General features: G+C 55.4%; 33 protein-coding genes and 1 other RNA gene. 25 read left to right on the top strand and 9 right to left on the bottom strand.

Annotated elements, in window-relative coordinates:
- Positions 1 to 9: 9 nt before the first annotated feature.
- Positions 10 to 987, bottom strand: coding sequence for a calcium/sodium antiporter (locus C7436_RS09515; protein WP_011786811.1), 978 nt, complete (start codon positions 985 to 987; stop codon positions 10 to 12).
- A 463-nt stretch (positions 988 to 1,450) separates the two neighbouring features.
- Here C7436_RS09515 and mqo point away from each other — a divergent pair, with 463 nt between their 5' ends.
- Positions 1,451 to 2,932: a malate dehydrogenase (quinone) gene (gene mqo / locus C7436_RS09510; protein WP_121207646.1), complete on the top strand. Its 1,482-nt coding sequence runs from the start codon at positions 1,451 to 1,453 to the stop codon at positions 2,930 to 2,932.
- A 44-nt stretch (positions 2,933 to 2,976) separates the two neighbouring features.
- Positions 2,977 to 4,647, top strand: coding sequence for an acetolactate synthase large subunit (locus C7436_RS09505; RefSeq protein ID WP_121207644.1), 1,671 nt, complete (start codon positions 2,977 to 2,979; stop codon positions 4,645 to 4,647).
- Here C7436_RS09505 and C7436_RS09500 read toward each other — a convergent pair.
- Both C7436_RS09500 and C7436_RS09495 read right to left on the bottom strand, forming a co-directional pair.
- The gene (locus tag C7436_RS09500; RefSeq protein WP_014422626.1) at positions 4,644 to 5,531 is read right to left on the bottom strand and encodes a chemotaxis protein; all 888 of its coding nucleotides are present in this window, start codon (positions 5,529 to 5,531) and stop codon (positions 4,644 to 4,646) included. The genes C7436_RS09505 and C7436_RS09500 overlap by 4 nt on opposite strands.
- 180 nt (positions 5,532 to 5,711) lie before the next feature.
- A complete protein-coding gene (locus C7436_RS09495; RefSeq protein WP_121207643.1) occupies positions 5,712 to 6,308 on the bottom strand; it encodes an exopolysaccharide biosynthesis protein in 597 nt (198 codons plus the stop codon).
- A gap of 244 nt (positions 6,309 to 6,552) precedes the next feature.
- Here C7436_RS09495 and C7436_RS09490 point away from each other — a divergent pair, with 244 nt between their 5' ends.
- Positions 6,553 to 7,224 carry a hypothetical protein gene (locus tag C7436_RS09490; protein WP_121207641.1) on the top strand — a complete coding sequence of 224 codons (672 nt, stop codon included), beginning with the start codon at positions 6,553 to 6,555 and terminating at the stop codon, positions 7,222 to 7,224.
- Positions 7,225 to 7,291: 67 nt separating this feature from the next.
- Positions 7,292 to 7,966, top strand: a complete 675-nt coding sequence (locus C7436_RS09485) for an SOS response-associated peptidase (RefSeq protein WP_121207640.1) — start codon at positions 7,292 to 7,294, stop codon at positions 7,964 to 7,966.
- Between the two features lie 322 nt (positions 7,967 to 8,288).
- Here the strand turns inward: C7436_RS09485 and C7436_RS09480 are convergent, their stop codons facing one another.
- Together C7436_RS09480 and C7436_RS09475 are read right to left on the bottom strand one after the other, a co-directional pair.
- The gene (locus C7436_RS09480; RefSeq protein WP_121207638.1) at positions 8,289 to 8,555 is read right to left on the bottom strand and encodes a type II toxin-antitoxin system RelE family toxin; all 267 of its coding nucleotides are present in this window, start codon (positions 8,553 to 8,555) and stop codon (positions 8,289 to 8,291) included.
- Complete coding sequence (locus C7436_RS09475) at positions 8,500 to 8,874, bottom strand: type II toxin-antitoxin system Phd/YefM family antitoxin (RefSeq protein ID WP_228198088.1); 375 nt, start codon at positions 8,872 to 8,874, stop codon at positions 8,500 to 8,502. Before C7436_RS09475 ends, C7436_RS09480 begins: the two co-directional genes overlap by 56 nt.
- A gap of 164 nt (positions 8,875 to 9,038) precedes the next feature.
- On the opposite strand from C7436_RS09475, the gene C7436_RS09470 reads away from it, so the two are divergent.
- The 4 genes from C7436_RS09470 to C7436_RS09445 all read left to right on the top strand — a co-directional run bounded on the left by C7436_RS09470 (position 9,039) and on the right by C7436_RS09445 (position 12,639).
- A complete protein-coding gene (locus tag C7436_RS09470) occupies positions 9,039 to 9,440 on the top strand; it encodes a hypothetical protein (protein ID WP_228198087.1) in 402 nt (133 codons plus the stop codon).
- A 15-nt stretch (positions 9,441 to 9,455) separates the two neighbouring features.
- Positions 9,456 to 10,130, top strand: a complete 675-nt coding sequence (locus C7436_RS09465) for an SOS response-associated peptidase (protein WP_121207634.1) — start codon at positions 9,456 to 9,458, stop codon at positions 10,128 to 10,130.
- Between the two features lie 1,121 nt (positions 10,131 to 11,251).
- Entirely contained in the window at positions 11,252 to 12,427 is a 1,176-nt protein-coding gene (locus C7436_RS09450) for a reverse transcriptase family protein (protein WP_121207630.1), read from the top strand.
- 26 nt (positions 12,428 to 12,453) lie between these two features.
- Positions 12,454 to 12,639, top strand: a complete 186-nt coding sequence (locus C7436_RS09445) for a retron Se72 family effector protein (RefSeq protein ID WP_322934342.1) — start codon at positions 12,454 to 12,456, stop codon at positions 12,637 to 12,639.
- A 228-nt stretch (positions 12,640 to 12,867) separates the two neighbouring features.
- On the opposite strand, the gene C7436_RS09440 is transcribed toward C7436_RS09445, so the two are convergent.
- A complete protein-coding gene (locus C7436_RS09440) occupies positions 12,868 to 13,143 on the bottom strand; it encodes a helix-turn-helix domain-containing protein (RefSeq protein ID WP_141068107.1) in 276 nt (91 codons plus the stop codon).
- Between the two features lie 94 nt (positions 13,144 to 13,237).
- Between C7436_RS09440 and C7436_RS09435 the strand changes: the two genes are divergently transcribed.
- The 16 genes from C7436_RS09435 (at position 13,238) to C7436_RS09365 (ending at position 22,358) form a co-directional block, all read left to right on the top strand.
- On the top strand, positions 13,238 to 13,441 hold the full coding sequence (locus C7436_RS09435; RefSeq protein WP_014420425.1) for a hypothetical protein: 204 nt from the start codon (positions 13,238 to 13,240) through the stop codon (positions 13,439 to 13,441).
- A complete protein-coding gene (locus tag C7436_RS09430) occupies positions 13,438 to 13,902 on the top strand; it encodes a hypothetical protein (protein WP_121207626.1) in 465 nt (154 codons plus the stop codon). The genes C7436_RS09435 and C7436_RS09430 overlap by 4 nt, the downstream gene beginning before the upstream one ends.
- Positions 13,899 to 14,177, top strand: a complete 279-nt coding sequence (locus C7436_RS09425; protein WP_121207624.1) for a hypothetical protein — start codon at positions 13,899 to 13,901, stop codon at positions 14,175 to 14,177. The genes C7436_RS09430 and C7436_RS09425 overlap by 4 nt, the downstream gene beginning before the upstream one ends.
- Entirely contained in the window at positions 14,174 to 14,437 is a 264-nt protein-coding gene (locus tag C7436_RS09420; RefSeq protein ID WP_014420429.1) for a hypothetical protein, read from the top strand. The genes C7436_RS09425 and C7436_RS09420 overlap by 4 nt, the downstream gene beginning before the upstream one ends.
- Positions 14,434 to 14,784, top strand: a complete 351-nt coding sequence (locus C7436_RS09415; RefSeq protein ID WP_121207623.1) for a hypothetical protein — start codon at positions 14,434 to 14,436, stop codon at positions 14,782 to 14,784. Before C7436_RS09420 ends, C7436_RS09415 begins: the two co-directional genes overlap by 4 nt.
- Positions 14,781 to 15,047 carry a hypothetical protein gene (locus C7436_RS09410; protein WP_121207621.1) on the top strand — a complete coding sequence of 89 codons (267 nt, stop codon included), beginning with the start codon at positions 14,781 to 14,783 and terminating at the stop codon, positions 15,045 to 15,047. The genes C7436_RS09415 and C7436_RS09410 overlap by 4 nt, the downstream gene beginning before the upstream one ends.
- Positions 15,048 to 15,393: 346 nt before the next feature.
- The gene (locus tag C7436_RS09405) at positions 15,394 to 15,693 is read left to right on the top strand and encodes a hypothetical protein (RefSeq protein ID WP_014420433.1); all 300 of its coding nucleotides are present in this window, start codon (positions 15,394 to 15,396) and stop codon (positions 15,691 to 15,693) included.
- Between the two features lie 10 nt (positions 15,694 to 15,703).
- A complete protein-coding gene (locus C7436_RS18750; RefSeq protein WP_158595264.1) occupies positions 15,704 to 15,850 on the top strand; it encodes a hypothetical protein in 147 nt (48 codons plus the stop codon).
- Positions 15,847 to 16,068: a hypothetical protein gene (locus C7436_RS09400; protein ID WP_121207620.1), complete on the top strand. Its 222-nt coding sequence runs from the start codon at positions 15,847 to 15,849 to the stop codon at positions 16,066 to 16,068. The genes C7436_RS18750 and C7436_RS09400 overlap by 4 nt, the downstream gene beginning before the upstream one ends.
- 10 nt (positions 16,069 to 16,078) lie before the next feature.
- Positions 16,079 to 16,348 carry a hypothetical protein gene (locus tag C7436_RS09395; protein ID WP_121207618.1) on the top strand — a complete coding sequence of 90 codons (270 nt, stop codon included), beginning with the start codon at positions 16,079 to 16,081 and terminating at the stop codon, positions 16,346 to 16,348.
- Between the two features lie 102 nt (positions 16,349 to 16,450).
- Complete coding sequence (locus tag C7436_RS09390) at positions 16,451 to 17,920, top strand: hypothetical protein (RefSeq protein WP_121207616.1); 1,470 nt, start codon at positions 16,451 to 16,453, stop codon at positions 17,918 to 17,920.
- Positions 17,920 to 18,240 (top strand): DUF2523 family protein, encoded by a 321-nt coding sequence (locus tag C7436_RS09385; RefSeq protein WP_158595263.1) that lies wholly within the window; start codon positions 17,920 to 17,922, stop codon positions 18,238 to 18,240. Before C7436_RS09390 ends, C7436_RS09385 begins: the two co-directional genes overlap by 1 nt.
- Positions 18,237 to 19,487: a zonular occludens toxin family protein gene (locus tag C7436_RS09380; RefSeq protein WP_121207614.1), complete on the top strand. Its 1,251-nt coding sequence runs from the start codon at positions 18,237 to 18,239 to the stop codon at positions 19,485 to 19,487. The genes C7436_RS09385 and C7436_RS09380 overlap by 4 nt, the downstream gene beginning before the upstream one ends.
- Positions 19,488 to 19,605: 118 nt before the next feature.
- Entirely contained in the window at positions 19,606 to 20,871 is a 1,266-nt protein-coding gene (locus C7436_RS09375) for a hypothetical protein (protein ID WP_121207612.1), read from the top strand.
- Positions 20,868 to 21,863, top strand: a complete 996-nt coding sequence (locus C7436_RS09370; RefSeq protein WP_121207610.1) for a phage integrase — start codon at positions 20,868 to 20,870, stop codon at positions 21,861 to 21,863. The genes C7436_RS09375 and C7436_RS09370 overlap by 4 nt, the downstream gene beginning before the upstream one ends.
- 117 nt (positions 21,864 to 21,980) lie before the next feature.
- Positions 21,981 to 22,358 carry a hypothetical protein gene (locus C7436_RS09365; RefSeq protein WP_121207608.1) on the top strand — a complete coding sequence of 126 codons (378 nt, stop codon included), beginning with the start codon at positions 21,981 to 21,983 and terminating at the stop codon, positions 22,356 to 22,358.
- Positions 22,359 to 22,446: 88 nt separating this feature from the next.
- Here C7436_RS09365 and ssrA read toward each other — a convergent pair.
- The 3 genes from ssrA to smpB all read right to left on the bottom strand — a co-directional run bounded on the left by ssrA (position 22,447) and on the right by smpB (position 24,942).
- Positions 22,447 to 22,812: a transfer-messenger RNA gene (gene ssrA / locus C7436_RS09360) on the bottom strand.
- A gap of 94 nt (positions 22,813 to 22,906) precedes the next feature.
- The gene (locus C7436_RS09355; RefSeq protein ID WP_121207606.1) at positions 22,907 to 24,325 is read right to left on the bottom strand and encodes a WS/DGAT/MGAT family O-acyltransferase; all 1,419 of its coding nucleotides are present in this window, start codon (positions 24,323 to 24,325) and stop codon (positions 22,907 to 22,909) included.
- A gap of 134 nt (positions 24,326 to 24,459) precedes the next feature.
- Positions 24,460 to 24,942, bottom strand: a complete 483-nt coding sequence (gene smpB, locus C7436_RS09350; protein WP_011786782.1) for an SsrA-binding protein SmpB — start codon at positions 24,940 to 24,942, stop codon at positions 24,460 to 24,462.
- 179 nt (positions 24,943 to 25,121) lie between these two features.
- Between smpB and C7436_RS09345 the strand changes: the two genes are divergently transcribed.
- Positions 25,122 to 26,708 carry a sodium-dependent transporter gene (locus C7436_RS09345; RefSeq protein WP_121207604.1) on the top strand — a complete coding sequence of 529 codons (1,587 nt, stop codon included), beginning with the start codon at positions 25,122 to 25,124 and terminating at the stop codon, positions 26,706 to 26,708.

The following is a 26,708-nucleotide window of genomic DNA, read 5'->3' as shown; positions in this document are numbered from 1 at the left end:
CGGCGATGCTCAGGCGGCGGAGACCACGGTAGAGAACAGATAGCCGGTGTAACCGATGTAAACGGCCAGCAGCAGGGCACCGTCAACCCTCGATACGAGTTTGCGCCAACCGGTCAGGCCGAAGCCCATGACCAGAAGCGCCAGAGTCAGGCCCAGCATTAACGTCCAGTCCCGGTACAGCACCTCAGGGTCTACCGACAACGGTTGAATCGCCGCGGCGAGCCCCACCACGGCCAGGGTGTTGAAGATGCCTGAGCCCAGGATGTTGCCCAGAATCAGGTCGTGCTCGTTCTTCTTCACGGCGGCAATAGCTGAGGCCAGCTCCGGCAGTGATGTGCCGATAGCGACAATGGTCAGGCCTATGATCAGATCACTCACACCCAGGCTCTGGGCAATAGCGACCGCACCCCACACCAGAAGCCTTGAACTGACAATCAGCAGAATCAGCCCGATTACCAGCCAGATAATTGCGGTTTTCAGGGGCATGGGGTGGGCAACGATTTCGGACTCAGCATCCCCTCCAAGCGGGTCAGCTTTGCCACGTATCCCCTGATAGATGGACCAACCCATGACCGCGGCAAAGACGCCCAGAAGCACCCAGCCATCCAGTCGGCTCAGCTCTCCGTCGATCAGTTGCGCACCGGCAATCAGAGTGAGTACGACCAGTAGTGGCAGTTCTTTGCGGATCACCTGTGAGTGCACAGCGATCGGCGCGATGATGGCGGTCAGGCCAACAATCAGGGCGATGTTGGTGATATTGGAGCCGTACCCGTTTCCGAGAGCCAGGCCGGGGTTGCCGTCAGACGCAGCCATGGCAGAGACCGCAAGTTCCGGAGCAGAGGTGCCGAAGCCGATAATGACCATGCCGATCAGTAGCGTAGGCATGCCCAGGTGTTTCGCGGTGGCGGCGGCTCCTTCCACAAATTTGTCCGCGCTCCAGACCAGCAGGATCAGGCCGGCAATAACGGCACCGATGGCCATCAACATAGAGAAACCTCAAAAAGATTAACGTCGGAAACTCCGGCCCATGGCCCGGAGGAAAGTGTTTGGCGCACAAGATACCGTATTAGGGGGCGATTGGTCAGCACTGAGATGCGCGCCGTTGCAGGTAACTACGGATGATCCAATGGTTGGGTGCCGGGGTATCAGACTAAAGTGGCGCTGATATTGTTAACAAAACACGAGACAATCCCGGCAAAACGATAAGATGACGGGCAATGTGCCAACACACCGGTAATTGCACCACTGGTGCCAGCCGTGCCCGCAACCGACACGCATCAATTGATAATCGCAATTTATTCTTTCGGCGAAAATCGGGATAATTGCGCGCAATTTCAGACCGGAAGCTCACGGCAGCGCCGTCTACCTCGCGCCAGGCCGGCTTCCGACAGGCCACTTTGCTGATCGTGGAGTGGCAGCAGGCTTCAACACTAAGCTAGGGTGAAAACCAATGGCCGTTAGACAGGCAGATGTAGTGCTGGTCGGTGGGGGCGTCATGAGCGCGACCCTCGGCATGATGCTCAGGCAGCTGGATCCGTCCCTGGACATCGTCATGGTGGAACGTCTTGACCACGTTGCCCATGAGAGCACCGACGGATGGAACAATGCAGGTACCGGGCATGCCGGTTACTGCGAGCTGAACTACACCCCCGAAACCGATGATGGCGATGTCGAGATTGAGCGGGCGTTGAAAATCAATGCCCAGTTCGAGGTGTCGTTGCAGTTCTGGTCTTACCTGGTGGAGCAGGGCATCCTGCCGGAGCCGACTTCTTTCATTAATCGTACGCCACACCAGAGTTTCGTCTGGGGCGAGAAAGACGTGGCGTTTCTAAAGCGCCGTTACGAGCGTCTGAGCGGGCACCACCTGTTCCAGGAAATGGAATACACGGAAAGCCCGGACGATCTCGAAGAGTGGATGCCGCTGGTAGTTCGCCACCGTGATCCTATGCAGCGTGTGGCCGCGACCCGGATCAAACATGGTTCCGACGTGGATTTCGGTTCATTGACCCGAAGCATGGTGAAATGGCTGGAAACCCAGCCCAACTTTGAACTGATGCTCAGCAGCCCGGTGCACTACATTGATCAGCGCGACAATGGCCGCTGGAAACTGCGGGTGAAAAACCAGAAAACCGGCGAACTGACCAAGCTGGAAGCCGGTTTCGTGTTCCTCGGTGCTGGTGGTGGCGCGCTGCCGTTGCTGCAGAAGTCTGGCATTGATGAGGCCCGCGGTTACGGTGGCTTCCCGGTCAGTGGTCAGTGGCTGGTGTGCCAGAAGCCGGACATCGTCAAGGAGCACCATTCCAAAGTGTACGGTAAGGCACCGATTGGCGCGCCGCCGATGTCTGTCCCTCACCTGGATACCCGCATCATCAATGGCGAACCTGCCCTGCTGTTCGGACCGTTTGCTGGCTTCACCACCCGCTTCCTGAAGCAGGGCTCCATCTTCGATCTGATTGGTTCGGTGCGCGCTACCAACCTGCGCCCGATGCTGTCAGTCAGCAAGAGCAACATGGACCTCACCCGTTATCTGATCGGCGAAGTGTTCCAATCCCATGCCGACCGTGTGAATTCCCTGCGCAACTTCTTCCCGGATGCCCGTGAAGATGACTGGAAGTTGCAGATGGCTGGCCAGCGGGTGCAGATTATCAAGCAGACCGAAGAGGGTGGTGGCAAGCTTGAGTTCGGCACCGAGATTGTCGCAGCCAAAGACGGCACCCTCGCCGCCTTGCTGGGTGCCTCTCCCGGGGCTTCTACTGCGGCTAATGCCATGATCAATGTGCTTGAGCGCTGCTTCCCGGAGAAGATCAAGAGCGAGCAGTGGCAGTCCCGCATGAAGGAGCTGGTGCCATCCTATGGCCAGTCTCTGGTGGATAATGAGGAGCTGCTCAACAGCGTTCGTGAACGGACCCTGTCAACGCTCAAGCTCAGGTAATGCTATCCTCTTGATTTGAGAATTCTCAGATCAAGAGGACAGTTATGGCCAATGATCATCGTCAGGCGCTTAACGGCGCCGAAGTGTTTATCCGGGCACTTGAGAATGAAGGCGTAAAATACATTTTCGCCGTGCCCGGCGAAGAGAATCTCGCCTTCCTGGAAGCGTTACGCAATTCCAGTATCCGCCTGGTGCTGAACCGGCATGAACAGGCTGCCGGCTTTATGGCGGCGACCTATGGGCGACTGACTGGCCAGGTGGGAGTTTGCCTGTCCACGCTTGGGCCGGGCGCCACCAACCTGGTGACGGCTGCCGCCTACGCCCAGCTGGGCGGCATGCCCATGATGATGATTTCCGGCCAGAAGCCCATCAAGTCCTCCAAGCAGGGGCTGTTCCAGATTCTGGATGTGGTAGATCTGATGCGGCCGCTTACCAAATACACTCGCCAGATCAGCAACGCCAACACCATTCCCGCCAAGGTTCGTGAAGCGGTTCGCCTTGCCTCGGAAGAGCGCCCCGGAGCTGTGCACCTGGAGTTGCCCGAGGACATTGCCGAGGAGTCCGCCGAAGCGGGCATTCATATCTTTAATCCCAGTGATGCCCGTCGGCCAACGGCCAGTGAGAAGAGCCTGGACATGGCCTGCGACATGCTGCGCAGGGCCCATCATCCACTGATCATGATTGGCGCCGGCGCCAACCGTAAACGGGTGTCCAAAGCCTTGCTGCACCTGGTGGATGTGACGGGCATTCCGTTTTTCACCACTCAGATGGGTAAGGGTGTGATTGATGAGCGTCATCCCCGTTACATGGGCAATGCAGCCCTGTCCGCCGGCGATTTCGTTCACTGCGCAATCGACCGGGCGGATCTGGTGATCAACGTCGGCCACGATGTAGTGGAGAAGCCGCCGTTCTTTATGACTCCGGGCGGTAAAAAAGTCATCCATGTGAATTTCAGCGGGGCCGATGTCGACCCGGTGTATTTTCCGCAGCATGAGGTGGTGGGTGACATTGCGAACAGTGTGGAGTACATGGCCGAGCACTGCGGACAATGTGCCAACCACGATTTCACCGGCCTGATGGAAGTGAAGCAGGCGGTCGACAAACATCTTCAGGAGCGGGCCACTGATGACCGCTTCCCGGTGATTCCCCAGCGCATTGTCCACGATGTCCGATCGGTGATGCCGGATGACGGCATCATCGCGCTGGATAACGGCATGTACAAACTCTGGTTTGCCCGCAACTACCCGGCTTACGACAACAACACCGTGCTACTGGACAATTCTCTGGCCTCCATGGGTGCGGGCCTGCCCAGCGGCATGATGGCGGCTATGCTTTATCCGGAGCTGAAGGTTATGTCGATCTGCGGTGATGGCGGCTTCATGATGAACAGCCAGGAGCTGGAGACGGCTGTTCGCCTTGGGCTGAACCTGGTCGTGCTGATCATCAACGACAGCGCGTACGGCATGATCAAATGGAAGCAGGGGCAGGATGGCTATGAAGATTTCGGGTTGGATTACCGCAACCCGGATTTCGTGAAATACGCGGACTCCTACGGTGCCGTTGGCCACAGGGTTACCCGTACCGAAGAATTGCGCCCGACCCTCGAGCGTGCACTGGAGGCCGGGGGGGTTCACCTGGTGGATGTGCCGGTGGACTACAGCGAGAACCGGCGAGTTTTTGATGAAGAGCTGGCGGAGCTCACCTGCCGGCTCTAGCCGGCCTGGGCAGCTCCGCGCAGCATGGCCTGTAACAGTTCCTCTGCGTCAAACTTGGTCAGGGCCTCGTTGGCCCCGACCTGATTGGCGTAGCTCAGGCTCATCTCACTGTTCAGTGAAGTATGCAGGATGATGTAGGGTTGCTGGAGGCTGGCATTATCCCGGATATCGAAAGTAAGCTCGTAGCCATCCAGGCCCGGCATCTCAATGTCACTCACCAGGATGTCGATCGGGTGCCCTAACTCATGCTCCCGGAGAAGAACCTGCAGAGCTTCGTCGCCATTGGCGGTCACGTGATAGCTGATGTCTTTGCTGTCGAGGACGTCAGACAGCTGCTTTCGGGCCACCTGAGAGTCATCCACCAAGAGGATGTTCAGGGATTTGAGTGTCTCGCTCTGTACATCCGTAAGAGCCACGGTCTGGGCGTCGAGCGATTCCGGGTAGACCTTGGCGAGGAGTAGCTCGACATCCAGCAACTGGATAATGTCGCCATCCACATCCAGCAGGCCGGTAATAAAGGCGTTGGCGCCCAGGGCCTTGGGCGGCGGCATCACGCTCTTCCAGTCTGTCTCGATGATCTGCTGAACACTGCGCACCAGAAAGCCGATTTCCTGGCGCTGAATGTCAGTAACAATGATGGACGCTTTCGCCTGCTCTTCGCGGGTGAGGGCCGGGTAGCCCACGGCTGCGGACATATCGATGACCGGCACGGCCGAGCCTCGGAAGGTTGCGGTTCCGATCACGGCGTGATGGCTATGGGGTAGCTTGGTTAGCCGCTGAAACGGGAGAATTTCCCGGATTTTCAGGGTGCCAATGCCAAACAGCCGCGATCCGAACAGGCGGAACAGAAGGAGTTTCTGGGACTGCTTCGCTTTGCTGGACATAAACCGATCCTTGCAAAAAAGATGAAAGCTCCTTGCTGAGCTTGCTGTCACGATTGGTGCTCTGAGAAATGAAACAAGGCGCCAGCGATCAAAAGGTTATGTAGCAATAATAGCAGCTTTATGCTCAGCGATTCGTCATCAGCTTTGTATCAAATGGTGACAGGTCTTTTGACAGTTCGCCTACCAGGGCAGGTTTGTAATCACCAACCAGCCGGTGCCAACGCTAGTGGCGATGGCAACCAGAGCCAGCAGCCCGTCCCGGGCGACAATGGACAGCCCGAACGCCATCAGCGCCAGGCCACCGCCATTGGCACTGAAGGGGATAAGTTCCATCATCGGCATGGCAGCGGCCACCGCCATGCAAATCAGTGCCATCAGATACTGGCCAGCCCCGGAAACCAAGCAGGGCAAGCGCCGCCGGGTCCAGTGATCGACAAATGCCGCAGGTTTGTCTGCCCATTGCAGGCCCTTAAACAGTGTCTGTTTTGAAATATGGCGGTTCGATAAACGGGAGGGAATCCAGACTGAGCGGCGCTGGAACAGCAACTGCCCCAAGGTGAGCAGAACCAGCAAGCCCAGTAAGGTGGGTACGCCGGGAATGTCGCCAATAAGCGGCGCCACCGTTACCAAGCCGGCCAGCAGGACCAGCGGGCCAAAAGAGCGCTCACCCACTGCGGTCATCAGATCCCCGACTGATACCCGATCCTGATTCCGGGTATGGTCCCGTATTCTGGCGACCAGCTCTGTCAGGCTTTCCGGGTCGTTTGGCTGGTTCATGGTTGGCTTCCTTTTCCAGAGTGCTGCGAAGGTGCTACTGGAATTGAACCCGATGCCGCACCTGTTTATTGGCCCACAGTGAACCACAATAGCCGATAAAACAGCTACTTACAAAAATGGCATTCCACATAGAACCACTCGAAACCGCAGTTGCGTCGACACTCTGTGGACACCTATGGCCAATGAGCGTTAAGTAAGCTACCTTTCTGAATTGTCCCTGCTGTCCTAATCAAAGGAGTTGGTTTTGAGGTTCCTGGGAATAGTCGTCGCCGTATTCGTTGCCAACCTGATAACGCTCGCTTTCATTGCCATAGCATTTGCAATGCTGATCTCAGACCAGGGCCAGGCCTTCATGCGCCACCTGGGCTATGACATATCGCCGTTGGTATCTGCCTACCATCAAACCCAGATCAAAGAATGGAACGATCCCAGGGTAAGACGTATGACGTCCATAGACATCACGCCGTCACCGCAAGAACCCGCACCCGTGCAGCCAAAGCCAGCGTCAAAAACAACAGATAACAAACCGGATCGCCATGCTATCCAGACGACACTGAACACCTGCAGGTTTTGGAACAACGAATACCGGAAAGACGGTACAGACCGCAGTAAAGGCTTCCGGGATGCGGCCTGCAACAGGTACGAAAGGCTCAGTGGAAGCGATGTAAACCGAGTTATAAGCCTTGCTACCGCTCCCCAGCGTCAGACCACAAGCCAGCAGAGCAACACCAGGCAATCGCAACAGGCAAACAATGACAATCGTCAACACGAAGCCTACTGCAAAAGGCTTCAGGAAAAGATCGACTACTATGATGCCAAACTCAGGTCTGGCGGTGATGGTAGCTACATGACCTACTGGCGAGGTGAGCGCCGAAAGGTCAGCAACAAATACTCCTGGGAATGCCTGCGGAAATAACCTTGCAGTAGTGGGGTAGCCTTCACTATAAACCTGTAGGTACATTCATTGAGGAGGCGCAAACACCATGTGCGGCCGATTCAACGTATCCGACGACCCCTTAGTCCAGGGCCTCCTGGACGAACTCGGCATCCCGCTCCGGATAGAACCCCGCGTTAACATCGCCCCCGGAGTCAAAGCCCAGATCGTCTATGAAACCCACCAGGGCCGCATCCTGCAGGACGCCATCTGGTCATTGCTCATAGAACGGAAACCAGACGGCACCGGCTACCGCCCATCGTCAAAGTACAGCACCTTCAACGCCCGATCGGGCAGCCTGGGCACCAGCCCACTCTGGAAGAAGCGGTTTCACAGTCAGCGCGCCATCATACCGGCCAGCGGCTTCCATGAATGGACAGGCGAGAAAGGCCACAAACAGGGCTACAACATCCACCCGGCCGACAGCGCCATAGCCTTTGCCGGCCTGTATGAACTGTGGGACTTCCAGGAAGAAGTGGTACCGTCGTTCACTATCATCACCCTGCCACCACACCCCAGGTTCAGTCATATCCACTCGAAAAGCATACCGCTCATGCTCAATCGGGAAGACTTCGACATGTGGCTGGACCCAAACCTGACCAACACAGATCCATTCCAGGACTTGCTCAAAACCCGAATCCGGCAACCACTTCTGGTAGAACCCATAAGATCACCTGCGGCCCTGGAGCAAACCGGTCAGGCAGAACGAATTGAAACGGATTAATCACCCGCATATAAAGGGCCGACCGGGATAGTTATTGCTGAGATAGACTCTGGCTAGCAGTTTGAATCCCACAGCTTTCGAAGCACATTTTTTCTTTTTGTGGACATTCCTTTGCTTTTTAGTGGGGGATAAACGAAAAAAGCCCCTGAAATCAGGGGCTTTTCTCTTGCAAGGTGGTGGAGACGGCGGGAATTGAACCCGATGCCGCGCCTGTTTATTAGCCCACAGAAAACCACAATAGCCCATAAAACAGCCACTTACAAAAACGGCATTCCACACAGAACCACTCAAAACCGCAGTTGCGTTGACACTTCGTGGACACCTAGAAGGACTTGTAAACGGTATCTCTACGGCCAACTGTGATCACAGTGACAACCACTTTGCCATCGTCTACATGGTAGACCAGGCGAAAGCCCTGGGATCTCAGTTTGATTTTGTAGAAATCCGAAGATCCCTTCAGTTGATGCTTTGGGACCCTCGGATTCACCAGGCGGCGTTCCAGAATGTTCAGAAATTCTGCCTGAACAGTAGGGTTAAGTTTGTTCCACTCCTTGAGCGCTTTTTTCTTGAATTCCAGCTCGTAGCTCATTGATGCTCACCGGTATTGATTCATCATCCATACGCTTGCGAGCCTCCTGGAGTAACCGGTAATCCTCAAGCTGCTCTTGCATCTGTTCGAATGTCTCGACAGGCACCATATAGGCTCTCGGCTTGTTGTGACTCAGGATCACAATCGGTTCGCCATTAGCCTGGTTGAGCACCTCATTCGGATTAGCCTTAAGCTCCGAAATGGTGGCCGCAAGCCTCGCAAATAGGCTTCTCATTAAAGGTTCTCCTGTGCCGTGATCCTTCGTGCTGGTTTTATTGCCGCTTTGTGTTTCGTATCGTTTCAGCGGCTTCTTCATCATGTTGCCCTTAATTTCGGCGGCACAAAAAAATTATACCAAAAAATAGACCTAAAAAAAGAGCTAAAAAAAGATCCATGGTTTTGGGCGAACGAAATTCGAGCCTCAGTTGCTAGCTAACGATAGCTTTGGGTAGTCTTTCCAGTACCGATTCAAAGGAGTGAAAAATGTCCTGGTTCAAAATGTTCTCTGCGGTTCTGGTTGCCAATATTGTCTCCTGGGTCATCGTGACCATCATCGGGTGGCTCGTCTTCTTCGTCTTTATGGACGCCCTTGGTGATGAGTTTGAGCGCAGGATGTCCAGTGGCCCCAAAATCGAGTTTCCTCAGATAACAACGCCACCGCCACCTACGCCCCAGGAGATCCAGGCGCGTAAAGAAAGGGAGCGTCAACTAGCTGCAGACCGGAAGTGGAAAGAGCGGCAGGCACAGCAAAAACAGGCAGCTATTGCCGGGGCCCGTGAAAACTGCAATTTTTGGAGAACGCAGTATCAAAAAGACAACGACCCCAAAAGCCGAGCCTATCGGGATATGGCTTGTACAAGGTTGCAGAGCTATTTGAGTCAATAATGAAGGAGGCAAACCATGTGCGGCCGATTCAACGTATCCGATGACCCCTTAGTCCAGGGCCTCCTGGACGAACTCGGCATCCCGCTCCGGATAGAGCCCCGCGTTAACATCGCCCCCGGAGCCAAAGCCCAGATCGTCTACGAAACCCACCAGAGCCGCACCCTACAGGACGCCATCTGGTCACTGCTCATAGAACGCAAACCAGACGGCACCGGCTACCGCCCATCGTCAAAGTACAGCACCTTCAACGCCCGATCGGGCAGCCTGGGCACCAGCCCACTCTGGAAGAAACGGTTTCACAGTCAGCGCGCCATCATACCGGCCAGCGGCTTCCATGAATGGACAGGCGAGAAAGGCCACAAACAGTGCTACAACATCCATCCGGCCGACAGCGCCATTGCCTTTGCCGGCCTGTATGAGCTGTGGGACTTCCAGGAAGAAGTGGTACCGTCGTTCACCATCATCACCCTGCCACCACACCCCAGGTTCAGCCACATCCACCCGAAAAGCATCCCGCTCATGCTCAACCGGGAAGACTTCGACATGTGGCTGGACCCAAGCCTGACCAACACAGACCCATTCCAGGACTTACTCAAAACCCGAATCCGGCAACCCCTCCTGATAGAACCCATAAGATCACCCGCCACCCTGGAGCAAACCGGCCAGGCAGAACGAATCGAACCGGATTAACCGGCCTCACAGAAAGGGCAATGTAGGAAAAGTCTCACGCCTGATTAAGACAAGACGCCTAAACGTAACAGCGTGTAACGGTACACTGGCAGTGAGCCGATTGGTCAGGAAGACCGGGGCTCATCGCCGGCAGGGATGCCAGGCAAGCGCGACACCTGCATAGTGGTGTGACTGCAGGGAGAGGTCTGCGACACCCTGCCACCACACCCCAAGTTCAGCCGCATCCACCCGAAAAGCATACCTCTCATGCTCAACCGGGAAGATTTCGACATGTGGCTGGAGCCAAGCCTGACCAACACGGACCCATTCCAGGACTTACTCGAAACCCGAATCCGGCAACCGCTGCTGTTAGAACTCATAGAATCGCCTGTCACCCACGAGTGCCTTCAAGTTTTACAGCGGATTGAGCAGGGTTAGTTTGTTCGTTTTTTGCGGGATAATGACTGTGATGCATTTCCAGTAGGCCTACCTTGTTGTTTTAGGCTATTGCCTAGTTCTTTCCCGCATGCTCTATACAGGATGGCCCGTTGATTTTATAAATGTTTTACATCTTTTGGTTGACACTCTTGCCTTTTTTTTAATAGATTTGCCGTGCGGGTGTCATTCGCCCGTTTGCTGTTCTTTATTAGTTGATGATACTTGTTTAGGCAGGAAGTCGAAGCCTCTAGGCGATCCGAAAGGATCATGACCGGCCTCCCGGGAACTTGTTCGCCCCGTTCTGAGCCCCATCGCGCGGCTTCAGGCACCCACGGGCGGCTCGTCGACGGTTGTCTGGCGTAAGAGAGTGGAGTCTACCCGAAGTCAATCATTTAATTCCTGTTCCGTTGAAGTTTGGTCTGGCGCTCTACGTGAGCATAAACCTACTAAAATACGGAGGACCTTATGGTCTATTTAAAGCTAGAAGTGCAAGTATCAATCAGTGGTAACGAGAACGGTCCTGACCTGACTGAGAAGAAAGGGAAGGATGAAATGCAAGTTGACTCGGGTACAAAGCGAAAGCGGTATGGGTTTCCAGCCGTTAAGCTTGGGTGGTTGTTGATCGTGACGTTTATTAAATGGATGTTCATGGGATAACTGCCGACTCCCCTCTTTTTGCTTCTATCTGAAAACAAGGATGTGTAGTGGACAAACCCTATTATCCTCACAAACCTATTGGTTCCCTCGACGCATTAGCTAAAACTTTAGGCGTCCACCCCAAGCTTTTATTAGACTTCGCAGAAAAAGCAAATTCCTCTTATACATCCTTTAATATTGTGTCTAAGTCTGGGAAGATTCGTACAGTCTATGAGCCAAAGTACGAATTAAAGAAGATACAGAAGAGAATAAATGATCGAATCTTTGAAGCTGTTAGATTTCCTCTTTATCTCCAAGGAGGAATAAGTGATGATCAGTCCAAGCGTGATTATGTTGAGAACGCAAAGATCCATGCTAACTCTCAATGTCTGATTGTTTTAGATATTAAAAACTTCTACGGAAATATAAAATCTGATTATGTTTTTGATGTTTTTAAGTATTTATTTAAATTTCCTGATGAAGTTTCGATGCTGCTCACGAAGCTAGTTTGTTTGAGGGGGCGAGTTCCCCAAGGTGCTTGTACTTCTTCATACGTCGCTAATTTAGTCTTTCACAATTCCGAATATCATGTCGTTTCGTACTTTAGGCAAAGGGGCGTTGTTTATAGTCGGTTGTTAGATGATGTCACGTTATCGACAAATGATCGGCCGTCAGCGGAATCGACTCAAGAGTATATTGAAAGAGTTATTGCCCTTTTCAAAAAGTACGATCTTAAGCCTCGTTCAGATAAGATAAAGGTTTATATTAAAGGGTCTCATGCTTATACCTATGACGTGACTGGGTTATGGGTAGGCCATGCAAAGCCAAAACTGAGGAAGTCCGAGCGGAGATATATTCGTCAACTTGTCTTTGAATGTGAAAAGAAATATCAAGCCAGCTCGTGTGATCCTTCTTATCATAAATTCTGGAATTACGTTTCTGGTCAAGTGGCGAAGATGACGAGGTTAGGGCACCATCAGTCTAAAGAACTTCGGCGTCGTTTGGGGCTTATTCTCCCGACAATTGATGCTCTAGAGGAGCAAAAAATTGCAGCTGACGTTCAAAAAATTGCAAAGTTGAGGCGGAACCACACCTATAAATCTGGAGATATTTCTAGAATTAATAAGCTTTATTACAAGTTGGGGTTGCTTTCTAGGACGAACAAGGGGCGGTCTAAGGCCTTAAGAAGCATGCTGAAAAGTGCCCATCCAAATGTGCCTAATAAAAGGGAGTATTGGCTTTGAGTTTTAAGGAAAGTTTTTTTGGTGTTGTGCGTACTTTCGATTCTATTAAGGGATTTGGCTTTATTCGTAGAGAGTCCGGAAAGGATGTTTTTGTTTTCTACGACGATATTCTAACAAGAGATAGAGTGCTAGTCGAAGGGGATAAAGTCGAGTTTGAAATAGAAAACATGCCTAAAGGCCCGAGGGCTAGAAAGGTTATCAAAATAAGCTAAGCTCTTTAAGGAAGGCTCGTATCAGGCTTTCTGGTAGCTAGATCTAGGCGCTAGTTTGAGCCGATTCTCGGGAATGTTAGTTTTCACTGTTCTTCACTGATTATTGAACAAGTATCCATTTGCCTGAAGCCGCCACCACACACTACGACGGCCAGCCCTTTTGTTCTTGTGGTTCCCCTCGTCGGTTTCCATACCAAGCCTGGGCGATACGTGCAGCCAGGCAGAAACCTATCCTGTTTTCAGGCAGTTCTCTCTTCTAGCAATCTCTGTGTCTGGATCGACCTGACCGCATTCTGGATCGGTTGAACCTGTCATAAGCCAAAGCGTGTATTTCGGCCAAGTCTGACAAACCTTTTCTAGAAGGTCTCCTTTTGGCACGCGACCTGTCTGCTCAATTCCTTCCAGTGTCTTCTTCGCTATTCCGATGATGTCGCAGAACTCCGCTCTGCCGCTCGTTTCGGCCTCACGGATTTTTCTTAGTTTATTCGCCAGCTGGCTTGACATGTACTCAGCTCTAAGTATACTCAGAATAAAGGTGTACCCAAAAATAAGGTCACCATAATTAAGTGTGTAAATCAGTGTAGCAGAGTGCAAAACAGTGGACGAGCAAAAACAGATCATTCTGATAGCCACGCCGGTAATGAGCCAGGAGCGCTACGCCCAGCTCACCGGGCTCACGGAAGGGCAGGTAAGGGGCCAGATCGAAAAAGGCCACCTGCCGTCACTCAAGATTGGCCGCGTGAGGATGGTGAACATCGCCGCCCTGTCGCAGCGCGCACTGGATCAGGAGGACTGGCAATGAAGCGTCTGAATAAAGCCGGGGAAGCTGTCAGAACGTTTGTCGATCTGCGTCAGAAAGGTGGCTGTGCGGTTCCAGGTGTCTGGTTCTTCAGTGGCGGTAAGTTAGTTGCCTCTGCAGATCGGCTTGGCCCTGCGCGTATGGTTGCTCCTGGAACAATTGCGGTCAGCGCCTCTGGTCGCCAATGGATGGCAGTGGGTGGTGACCCTGTTAACGGTGCTGCCGGTTGGTCGTTTGTCTCTCCTTATATTGAGCACGAACCGGTTAAAGGCGACGCCGTCCGCTTCAATGACAACGCCAAGTCCCTGAAGATCCGTTCCAAGCTGGACGCCTACCTGGACTACTACCAGGAATGTAAAGGTGTCCTTCCTCGTACTGTGGTACTCCGCCGCGAACAGCTCTTCACTGTTGGTGCTCTTCCTGGTCAGGTTTACAAAGGCGTGCGCCTGGAGGTCTTTGTATGACTCCGGACGTTCGCAACCAGAAGAAAACCAACATGCGCCTGCGTTTCCACCAAGCCTGCGAAGCCTGGAGCACTGGCGACTACGAACTGGCCACCTACCGCGCCAGTCAGGTCTCCGACATGGCCGCTTCCTACATGGGCATCGACTCCGACCTCTACTGGTACGGCATCCGCCTGAGCATCGCCTGGGGCGAATTCATGCTCCAGGACGACACCCGCGACTTTAACGCCTGGGCAGTGGGGCAGGCCTGCACCGCACTGAGGGCCGCCGCATGACACCTGCCATCCGCGAACTCAAAAAGCACCAGATCCGAACCCTGTTCAACGTCGCCATCCAGCTGCTGGACAACGGCGACCGGGAAACCTCTTTCGAGTGCCTGATCAAGATCCAGGGCATGATGGCCGCCTTCGAACAGCTGGATAACGTGCTCTGTGCCTACGCCAAGCTGGCCGAATCTGCCTTCATCACCTACGCGCAGTCCCGGTCGATCAGCCCGTTCATGCACACCGTCCGCATGGAGGCCAGCATCCAATGATCAAGACCCGATACCAGAAGCCAGGGCACGGCATGACCCTGTCACCGGCCATCAAAGCCGCCAGTTTTGCCTTCCAGGGCCCGCGCCCGTCCTCTGCACTCACCCCAGCCACCCTGGAAGGCCTTTTATCCAACCTCCTGCAGCGGCTGAGCCACCTGCAGGAGGTGCGCACCGACTACCCGTGCGACTACATGGCCCGCTGCAAAGCCGGCTTCACCGACGCCCTGATCCAGGAACTGGAAGCCAGCGGCTACCACAGCCCGGCGTTTGATCGCCTCATCCAACTGAGGGACGCCTGGGACTGCGGCCAACTGGACTTACCCAACGTCACGGAGACCCAACCATGACCCACATACCGCCGAGAAAAGACCAGGTAGAAGACAAAGAGCGCCGTTTCTACGTGTGTGCCCCGTCCTCCATCTACCTGCAACTGCAGCAGGAAGCCATCCAGCGTGGCACCGACCTCTGGACCCTCGGAGGTTCCGTCCTGCGCGCCTGGCTAGAGGCCGGCTGCCCGAACTTTGGCAAACAGGCCAAACCCCCTGAAAAGCCATCGAGTCCGCCCCCGTCATCGTCACCACTCGCGCACGAAAAGGGGGGTGCTCAGTGAGCGCTGCAAGGCTGGCGCGCAGCGCCAGGGCCAAAGGCCCCCTGGCCTTGTGGCGGTCAGTGAGTGGCCCACAGTGCGCAGAAGGAGTGGTGAGGATGCCGGGGGAGGACGCCCGCCCCTTGATTCCGAGCCATGAGCAAAGGCGGCAAACGGAGTGCGGCAGGCGACAGGGATCGTCACCCGTAAGGGTGGACACCTTAGTGTCCAGGAGCGCAGCGAGTAGAGCCCGCCCCGAAGGGGTCGCAAACCAGATTCAACACCCTTCCTGATTCCTCAAAGGAAAACGGAAGACAAACAGCAAACCCAGAAACAGCAACACCCAAACGAAACCAAGAGGACAAACACCATGGAAAACCACCTGAACCTGATGGTCATCGGCGCCACCCGCTACGACATCGACGGCAACAAAGGCGGCTCCCTGTGGGCTTATGCACCTGCTGAAGCTAATGATGAAAACCGAGTCGGCAACGAAGTGATGAAAATCGCCTGCGATTACAAGCACATCGACCAACTCAGAAACCACGCTGACCGCCTGCCGGCGATGTTCACCGTCAAAGCCCAGATGAAAGCCGGGCAGGGCGGCAAGGTCACCTTCAAGGCCCTGGAGCTGAAGCCCCAGGACGTGACGAAGAAACCGGCGGCGTAAAGGCTAACCCATGAACCCCGGCCTGATTCTCCTGCTCCTGCTGCCCGCCCTGGTGATCCTGGCTAGCGAGAACCACGGGGGTGAACACACCCCCGAAGACCTCGCCGACACCATCACCAACATCGACGCGGCAGACCCGCAAGGGAATCGGTCATGAACGTCATCACCTGTGATGGCCAATGGATACAAGGCGCCCAGGGCATCCAATGCACCGGCACCTTACAAAGCATTCCTTATCAGGACATCGGTGTCCTGTTCCAGGAATACCTGGCACCAGATCCCGGCATCATCGGGCTGGTGTCAGGGGTAGCCCTGGCTCTCTTCGTGACCGGAGTCGGAATCGGAAGAGCCGTTCAAATCATGCGAAAAACCTGAGGTACACAAAATGAACGAAGTCATCGAAATGGAAAAGCAAAACAACGGTAGCACCTGGGCCATGGCCCGCTCCCGCTTCGGCAAACGCGCCGCACAAGTGGGCACCATGGTGGCAGCCTTCGGCACCGCAGCAGTGGTACACGCCGCAGACTACACCTCCGAAATCACCGCCGCCCAAGGCGATGCCACCACCAACACCAGCGCCGCCGCGGCTGCCGTCATCGGCATCGCAGCCCTGGTGATGGGCCTGGGCATCGTTGTGTCCCTGATTCGTCGGTAATGCTGACGAGCATCCTAATAGCCTGTCTCTGGACAGGCTGTTTCGTGTCCGGCTACCGGACTGTGTAAGGGCCGGATTCCGGCCCTTTTACATTGGTGCGCCATGAAACAAAACATCCACACCTGGCTCAGCCTCCTGCTATTCGGCCTGCTGATCATCGGCCTGGTCGACAAAGCCCACGCCGGCTTTCCGCCGCTCCAGGAAGGCCAGATTGTCCACTGGTCAAAGACAGGCAGTAAAAACTGCACCTCTCAAGGCGGCTGTGGTGATTCGCCCGGCTCACAGATTGCCGAACAGGCCCAGGCCTACATTCCTCAGTGCGAAATGCGCTATCCAGAAATGAACTGCACCATTCAACAATTCAGCGACCCAAAAGAAGTCCGCTTTGTTGAACAGGGCATCACCTATTACGTCTGGCGTGGTGGCGCTCGTGTTGTTGCCACCCCGTTAGAGCCCTGCGCGCATCAAACCCACGAAGGCGGCGTCCCGGATGGCGCTGAATGTGGCGTCTGTTCCGAAGGCTATATCCCGGCCACCGGCGCCTACGATCCCGAAAGCGGTTCATCCGTCACCGCCCCGGCCCAATGCATGAGAAACCGCGAACCCGGCGAATGCCAGCTGGAAGGCCTGTACGAAGTACAAACCGAACAGGGCGCGTATTGCGTCCCCGAATGCCAGGGCATCGGTGCCGACGGCTACTGCATCGACCAGGTGGAAGAAGACCCCGACCAGCCAGAATGCGGCCCCGACCATCCCGACTTTAAAGGTGTCGCTGGCTACGGGGGTGAAGCCGTCCTCATCTGCGGTGATCCACAAAACAACTGCAAAGCCCTCGGTGATGGCTACACCTGGGGCGTCGTCGAGAAAAACGGCACCACCGTCGAATCCTGCTTCCCCAACGCCTACAACCCGCCGCAATGCTCCGGAACCGACGTTCTCAAACGAGATCAATGGGGCGGCTTCGCCTGCCTGCCGCTCAGAAAGCCCGGCGACAACGACCAACCCGGCGGTCCCAACGACCCCAACAACGGCGACAGTGACGGCGACGGCCAGGGCGACATCACCGGCATCACCGGCCAGCTCCAGGACATCAAAAAACTGCTGGGCCGAGGCAACACCAACACCGACAACATCAACGAAACCCTCAAAGGCATCGGCAAACAGATCAAAGATGGCACTAAAGCCATCACCGACGCCATCGGCAACATCCCCGGAGGGGGCGGTGGTGGTGGAGGAAATGGCAGTGGGGATGGGGGCGATGGTGAACAGGAAACCCCCATTAACTGGAGCGGTGACCCCATCGATCTCAAGATCGGCGACGGCCTGGAAGAACTCAACGCCATCCAGGGCGAATACGAAAACCTCATCGCCAACATCCGCGCCGAAATGGCCTCCTCCTTCGGGTCATTCACCGGCCAGGGCACCTTACAGGATCACACCTTCACCGTCTGGGGCGTGGAAGTGAACGCGGGACTCTCGAAATGGGCCAACGCCCTCTCCATCGTGGGCTCCGTCATCGTCTTCGCCGCCGCCTTCGTTGCCCTGGGCATCATCATGGGAGCCAAAGACTGATGGAATTCATCGCCACCTTCTTCGATTCAATCTGGGCCTTCTTCGAAAGCATCCCCGCCTTCCTGGACGACGCCCTGGTCAAACTCTCCGCCTGGTACGTCATCTGGATAACCAAAGCCAAAATCTACTTTGTCGGCTTCTCCTGGCAGGTCGCCCAGGAAGTGCTTAACCAGCTCAACATCTCCGGCACCATCAACCAGTATTGGGGCGCCATCGACTCCGAAGTGATGGGCGCGGTGACCTTTTTCCGCATCCCCGAAGCCCTGAACATCATCCTCAACGCCCACCTGACCCGCTACGTCATGGGAGTGCTGAAATGACCATCAACATCCACCACGGCCCGCCGGGCTCCTACAAATCCGCCGGCGTCGTCCAGCGCTACGTTATTCCTGCTCTGACCGGTGAAGACAGCGACTATCCCGATGGCCGCTGCGTCGTCACCAACATCCGGGGCCTGGACTCCATCGAACGGGTGGAAGAAGCCTTCGGCGTCACCTGCGGCCCGGAATCGAGAATCATCAACCTCGAAACCGAAACCCGGGACGCCCTCGAATACGCCGCACGATGGTTCCACTGGGCCCCGATCGGCGCGTTGATCGTCCTCGATGAGGCCCAGGCCGTGTACCCCGCGGCACGACGGGACTTCAAGATCGAACACCTGGACTACCCCGGCGGCAAAGAAGCCGCCCAACGCGACAACCGACCGGCGGACGTCCTCTTAGCCTTCGATATGCACCGGCACTACAACTGGGATCTGTTCCTTTGCACCCCGAACATCGGAAAGATCCACAAAGAAATCCGTCAGAGTGCCCAGCAAGCGTTCCGGCACTGGCAAATGGGGCACCTGGTGCCCTGGAAAAAGAACAGCTGGAGGGAACTAGAACATGACCCAGAGAACAGCGGAAAAGCTGCCTCCCATAGCATCGGTGTCCCAAAAGAATACAAGGTCGACCTTCGGGTCTTCCAATGCTACCAGTCGACCAAAACCGGCAAGGCCAAAGGGGTGGTTGGGGGCCATTCAATCCTTAAAGATAAAAAGCTCCGTATGGTCGCTGTCATTATCGTCTGCTCTTTCTCGTATCTCACCTACGCGATGTTCGAAATTGTCGAGCGCGAAACGAACCGCCAGAAAGGCGCTGAAGTGGTGCCTGATACGAGCGTTCCGCCTGATGGTGGCGTTCACCCTGATGGTACTGATGGGGGCAGCCATCCGCCTGGTGGCACGCCTCAGCGTCCTGTAGACCCACCCCGCCGGGAAAGCCTCCCGCATCCCTTTGCAGATGTGGAACTGCGCATCGCTGGCAGCTTCAACCGCCTGTACCTGTTCCAGGGCAAAGACCCACAAGGCGAATTCGCGCTAACCCAGCGTGACCTGGCCAGCTACGGCTACAAAGTCCTCTACATCCGAAACTGCCACGGCCAGCTGTGGTGGGAAGGGGAGCGCGTCCAGGACTTGTATTGCCAACGCCTGCGAGTGCTTCCACCCGACCCCAGGCCAACGATAGAACCGGCGGTCTTCCCGCCCTTAATGACACAAGCCCAGGAACCGGCGCCGGCGGCGCGCTAGCGACGATGCGCGAGGAGCGAGCGCGCCGCCGGCGCCGGGCAGAGACGTCCCTGTAACACGTCTCATAGAAAACAACGCCAGTTGATTTTCCACCACAGACAACCACAGAAGGCCACAGATGAAAATCAAAGACTTTGAACGCATGGACATCCGAACCGGGGAAATCGGAAAAGGGGATCTGTTCATCGGCCCGGAAGGTCAGCAAGTGAACCTGCAGAACGTCAACGTCCTGTGGACCGGTGTCGATACCGTCCGCCAACTGTTCGAAGGCCGACTGAAACCCGAACCCCTGGCCCAGATCGTGGATGCCTACAACGAAAGCTATGACGCCACCATCCAATTCAACGGCGTAGACTTCAAAGTCCAGTCCGGTAGACGAGGTGGCTTCAAGTACATCCTGCAGAATCGGGAATACGGCCTCACCATCCTGATACAGAACTTCTACGCCGAAGCCGACTCCCAGGGCACACACGTCAAAATCGAAACCTCCCCCCGATGGCTGTACGAACGTTCCAGCCAGGAAATCCACGACGAACTCGCCGAGTGGGGCATGTTCTTCCTGAAAGGCATCAGACCTGTAGGTATCGCCCTCCACTTAGCGGTCGACTTCCAGGGCTGGGAACCACCCCAGGACTTCGCCCAACACTTCGTGACAAGGGCCAAAACCATCACCGTCCACAACGGCCTCAGTGACCTGGTATTCAAAGGCCTGGACGGCGCAACCATCAACGGACGAGGCGAAACCTACACCTTCGGCAAAGCCAACAGCCTGCAGGTGTGCATCTACGACAAATCCAAAGAAATCGACGTCAGCGACAAACGCGCCTTCATGGAATCCATCTGGGAATGTGCGGTCAACGAAGACACCTTCCCGGACACCTGTTATGACCCAACCATTCCGGTCTGGCGCCTGGAAATCCGCTTCCATCACCGCATCGTCAACGAGATCTCCCAGGGCACCAGCGGCATGAAACCCATCTACACCTTCATGGACGCGGTACCGCACCTGACCGGCCTGTGGCAGTACGCTCTCAAATCCAACCGCTATGAGGTCAAACGGGAGTGGTGCCACCCCATCTGGACCAAGCTCCGCGATGATATTGGCTTCGGCTACAGCGCCCCCGATCTGCTCTACAAACGCGCAAAAAAGGAACCCGGTTGCGGCAACGAAAAGAACGTATCTCTCGCCTTCGGCAATCTCCTGAGCATCTATGCACGCAACCGATTCAACGCCAGGCAGGCCTGGGATTGCCTCAAGAAATCCGGACTCTGGGAAGACTTGTGTAACTACTACCGAAGGCGGGAGATCTACGAAAACGAGCTCTTCCAGCTCGTCCAGGACGGACTCACCAAACGACGACTGTTAACCAAGGTGGCGGCATGATCAAAAAGCTACCATCGGGACGATGGCAGGTAGACATCCAGCCAGGTGGAAGAGGGCAGAAGCGTGTCCGGAAATCCTTTGATTCAAAAACCGAGGCACAGCGCTTCGAGCGTTGGGTATTGAGCCAGCATGATTCTGGAACACCAATTCCCCAGCTGAAAAAAGACCGGCGCAAGCTCCTGGACGTCCTGGAAACCTGGTACCTGGCACACGGCAAATACCTGCGGGATGGGGAGCGCCGGTATCGGCACCTGAAACGAATTGCAGAATCGTTCGGTAATCCAATGGCCTCAAAGCTTACAGCCAACGATTACCTGGTTTACCGTGCCTTGCGAATCGAAGACGGGATCTCGCCCAAAACCTGCAACAACGATCTGGGCTATCTCAACGCCGTATTCAACGAGCTGCACCGCACCGGAGAAATCAGCTACGCCAATCCGTTCAGCAAGATCCGGCCGATTAAGATCCAGGAACGGGAAATGGGGTATCTCGATCACGATCAAATTCGGGCAATCTTTATCGAGCTGAAGGAGAGAACCACCAATCCGCACGCTTTCCTGGTGGCTCGTCTTTCCCTGGAAACCGGCGCTAGGTGGTCAGAGGCCGAAGGCCTGACTCTGGATCGACTCAAGCCATACCGCGTCACCTACGATCAAACGAAATCCGGCAAGAAACGATCGGTTCCAATTTCAAAGGATCTCTTTGAAACGCTCAAGGCACACCTGGAGGAACACGGCAGCTTCGGCACCTCGACGATTTCTGCATTCAGGCGAGCCGTTGAACGGTCAGGGGTGAAGTTGCCCCAGGGCCAATGCGCGCACATCCTTCGTCACACATTTGCCAGTCACTTTATTATGAACGGTGGGGATATTTTGACCTTGAAGCGGATTCTGGGACATTCGTCCATCGCTATGACAATGAGGTACGCCCATCTTTCACCGGACCATCTGGAAGATGCTGTCAGGTTTAAGCCTTTGATTACTGGTACATAGACGTTCGTTTCTTTATCGATCAATATATTCGAGCTTTAGGTTCATGTATAAAGTTGCTTTGCCACGTGGTGCTTTCGACAGCATTGCCCTTTTAGGCTAATGATCAATGGAGTTGAGATGTTTAAGGTAAGTTTAGCGCTTTTAGCTACGGTGATCGTTTCAGGTTGTGCATCTACTTTTAAGTTCGACTCTGAATACCAAACTGTTAACGATGCTGAGCAATATGGCGATGTTTCTGCCAATGTGACTAGGATTCAGGGTGGTGGGTTTTCGGCGAGCTCGACGAGTACTTACATGGAGGTTTTTATCCGGGATGAGCTGGTACTGAAGGCGCCTGTAAGCCCGGATTACACTGGTGAGTATTATTTTCTCTACCACGGTGAACCGGTAACGATCGATTGCATCCAGCCAGCGCTATTTATCCCCGCTCCGGAATGTAAAGTGATGATCAACGGGAAACGTGCAGGCTTATTGACGTTTGAGCTGCAAAAATAATGGTTGACGTTTGGTTGACACTTCGCAGAGTTTTGGCAGCTCTACAACGAAAAAAGCCCCTGAAATCAGGGGCTTTTCTCTTGCAAGGTGGTGGAGACGGCGGGAATTGAACCCGCGTCCGCCAGCACTAGGCCTTGAGGTCTACATGCTTAGTGTCCTTCTATTGATTTAACCTCAAGCGACCCGAAGGTCAGGGTGCAAGAGGCGAGCTCTTTAATCTTAGCCGAACACCAGTGAGCTCTGGTGAACGGAGCAGCCTATAAGCGATGACGTCCTGGGATGTTGCTACTGAGTTATAGGCGCCTCAGCCAGGACGACTGGAACGGCTTACGCCGCCAGTGCGTAGTTTTCGTCGTTTGCGACTATTACGTTGCAGCTTTGGATTTACGAGATTCGCTGCCATCTCGGCATGCACCCAAGGGTTCGTCACCGGCGTCGAAGCCAAGTCGTCCCCTTGTTAGTTCAGTATATGTGTCCGGATTGCCAGACTTCAAGGGTTCTTTGTGTAACGGCGTTACTATTTGTACCTACCGCTGGCTTTGGTGAGCCTAGGAGGCCTGGCGAAAACCGCCGGCGTCGGCTTTCTCGAGTGCAGCCTGATGCAGGTTCTCGAAGCTGTCACGGAAATAATCCATCACCTCGCCCGGGTCGGCTTTGATGCCTTTGTCGACGGTTATGCCGAACTGTACCGTGCCAGCGTAACTGAAAATGCTCATGCCTATACCTATGTTGCCGCTCTGGGGGACCCAGAACATGGGTTGAACCAGTTTGCTGCCCGCCAGGTAAACCGCATGGCGTGGTCCGGGAACGTTGGTCAGAACTGCTGAGGCCTTGTTGCTGAGCAGGTCCAGTGCCCGGCGTTCGAGAATGTCCGGGCCGCGGCCAAACAGGTCCAGCAGGCTATAGGTTACCTGGGCCTGGTATGACCGTTTGAGCCGGTTCATGTTTTCCTGAACCTGGCGGAAACACATGATCGGATCCGTTACCTCAACAGGCAGGCACACCAGCACCAGGCCAAACTGATTGCCGAGGGTTTCGATGGGCTGGTCCAGTGGCCTCAGGTTGAAAGGAACGGCAACCCGAATGCCGCAGTCCGGAATACTCTGGCCGTGCTCCGTAAAATGCCGGGTCAGCGCACCGGTCGCGGCGCAAAGCAATACGTCGTTGACGGTTCCGCCCAGTGTCCGCGCGCACTGTTTCACGGTTTCCAGTTCAAGGGGCTCGGCCCAGGCCACTTGTTTGCGGCCCAGCAGCGGGCTTTTCAGGCTGGTTTTCGGCTCGAAGGGGGCGAGCCCCAGCTTGGCCAGGTCCATAACAATACCGCCGGCAGTGGTGGCCAGCTTCAGCGGGTAGTCAGGCTCTTTGCGGATGGAATCAACGAACAGGTTGGCTTGTCCCCAGGCCGCCTGAGTGTTGTCCACAATCCGGTGCAGGAACCGGCTGGCGGGTGTGCCGTTGGGTTTTGCGGTTAGCTTTGGGTGTGCAACGCGCTCTAGCCTGGGTTCAGGAGTGCGATCGGTCAGGGAAAGCAGTACCCGCACCAGTGAAATGCCATCGGCAATACAGTGGTGAATCCTGATTAACAGGGCGCAGCCGTGCTCATAGTTGTCGATGTAGTGTATTTGCCAGAGTGGCCGGCGGAAATCGAGAGCGGTGCTGTTGAAATCACTGGCCAGGGCCTGAAGCTCTCGCTTGCCGGCGTTTCCCGGCAGAGCGATGGTGTGCAGGTGGTTGTCCAGATCGAACAGGGGGTCGTCTTCCCAGTAGACCTTGTCACCTTTGTCAACGATGCGTTGCCGAAAGCGCCGGAATTTCAGGAAACGTTCTTCCAGGGTGCGCTTGAGTCGCTTGAGTGGAATGGGTTGTTCAAAGGCCAGTACCGCGGAAATCATCATGGGATTTTCCGGGGTATCCATGCGTAACCAGGAGCGATCGACCGAGGTCATGGCCGTCCGTTTTGCTGACATAAGCCCTCCCTATGCTCTGTGCCGGAGTCCGGGCCGCCTGGTACTGCCATCGGGGCCAACTGACGAAAGGCCTAAAAGTATAGGAGGCTTTTTGAGATCAGCAAAGAGGGTGCATATGCGACACAGTTTTGGTGTCAGGTGTTGGCCTCGCGCATGATGCGCTGTTTCTGGCGGTTCCAGTCGCGTTCTTTCTCTGTAGCGCGCTTGTCGAACAGCTTCTTACCCTTCACCAGGGCGATCTCGCATTTTACCTTGTTCTTTTTCCAGTACAGGGCGAGGGGAATGCAGGTGTAACCCGCCTGATTCACCTGGCCGACAATCTTGGCGATTTCCTTGGCGTGCAGCAGCAGTTTGCGGGTGCGGGTCGGGTCCGCAATCACATGGGTAGAGGCGGTGTTCAGAGGCGTGATGTGGGAGCCCAACAGCCAGGCCTCGCCGTCCTTCAGCAGTACATAGGCGTCAACCAGTTGTGCCTTACCGGCACGCAACGACTTCACTTCCCAGCCAAGCAGGGCCAGGCCAGCCTCGAAGCGCTCCTCAATATGGTATTCGTGCTTCGCCTTCTTGTTCAGGGCGATGGTGTTGCTGGTTGGGGCGTTTGCTTTCTTCTTGCTCATGAATCCTGTCCGGGATCGGAAGAATGACGATGCTGGTCTTGTCGGTACGCCAGCAAAGCGCGCATTGTAGCGCAGGAGTGCAAGAAGGGTCACGGATTCGCCGTCTGGCTCGGGTTTAGTGTCGTTCCTGCTGGCTTGCTTCGGCTACAATGATGCGCTCGTCACTGCCTGGGGAAGTAATGCTGCGCAAGTACCAGACGTCAATAGGGTCGTTTACCCGAAAATCCACCTTTTTCTGGGCTTCTGTGGGTGCCACGGTCGGCCTGGCCAATCTGTGGCAGTTTCCCTATCTGGCCAGTATCCACGGCGGCGGCTTGTTTATCTTGCTGTACCTGGCCTGTCTGCTGATTGTTACCCTGCCGCTGATGGTGACGGAGGCTGTGATTGGCCGTCATGCCCGGCATGGGATTGTGCTGGCCATGGACGGTATGGTGAAAAACGCTGGCTGCTCACCGTTCTGGCGACTGGCGGGGCCGCTAAGCATTCTTGCGGCGTTCGTGGTGCTCTCCTTTACCGCTGTTTTTGGCGGTATTGTTCTGGCTTACATCTTTTTCGGTGCAACTGACCGTTTCGAGGGTGCTTCGGCGGCCTCAGCAACTGCTATTCTGTCGGAGCTGGTGTCGGACCCGGGCCACTATCGGCAGTTTATGGCCTGGCATGTTTTCTTCGTGATTCTTGTGGTTGCGGTTTCGGCCCGCGGGGTGGTCAAGGGCCTGGAGCGATCGATGCGCATGATCGTACCCTGCACCCTGCTGTTGATGTTGGTGCTGTTCGGGCTGGCAGCAATGCGGGGGAGCTTGCAGTCCGGGATAGATCACGTTCTGGTGATGCGGCCGGAGCAGGTAACAGCGGCCAGTATCAAGGCAGCGTTCTTCCATGCTTTTTATACCTTGGGTCTCGGAATGGGGGTGTGGGCAATATTTGGCGCCTATTCCACCAGCCATACCCGCCTGAAACGCTCAATACTGGCTGTGGTGTTGATGGACACCCTGGTCGCCATCATGGCCGGATTGATGATGTTTTCAGTTGCAGCGGACGGTAGCAGCCTTGAGGGTGAACGGGGTTTCAGCCTGCTTTTTGTTTCCCTGCCGGTCGCGCTATCAGGCTTACCCTACAGTCAGGTGGTGATCGCGTCGGTTTTCCTGCTGGTGGTGCTGATTGTCTGGGCGACGGGGTTGTCTCTGCTCGAACCGGTGGTGGGATGGTTCCGGGAGTGGACCGGGGCGCCTCGGGGCTGGTCTGCGGTCATTGTCGGGCTTGCAGTCTGGTTCGCCGGGCTGGCTTCCCTGTTCTCCTTCAATCTGTGGGCCGATTACCGCATAGGCGGTGCCACTGTATTTCGATGGCTGGAACTGGCCGCCGGTGGCATTGTGATACCGGCGGTGGCTATTCTCATTGCCACATTTGCCGGCTGGTGTATCACCCGGCGCTTCGCGGCAACCATTCTGGGCAATGCGCCGGTTATGTTCCGGAGAATCTGGTTCTGGGTCATGCGCCTGGTGCTTCCTGTTGTGGCGGCCTGGATCGGGCTACAGTACACGCTTTTCTCACTCGGCAACCTGTGTGACAACGGCAGTGCTGCTATCTGGTGCCAGCAACCTACAGCGTCTGCTGAGGCGCAGAATAGGGCGCCTGAAGACAGTCCGGTTGAGGAAGATGTACCTCCGAAGACACCCGAAGAGGCCGTGCTGCCCGCGGAAAACGGGCAGCCCGAACCAGATGAAAATGCCCCCAAAGAGGGCGATATCCTTTATCATAGTGTCTGA

The organism is Marinobacter nauticus, assembly GCF_003634635.1.
GTDB lineage: Bacteria > Pseudomonadota > Gammaproteobacteria > Pseudomonadales > Oleiphilaceae > Marinobacter > Marinobacter nauticus.
The sequence above is the reverse complement of the archived record's forward strand: the minus strand, read 5'-3'. Positions and strand labels throughout refer to the sequence as shown.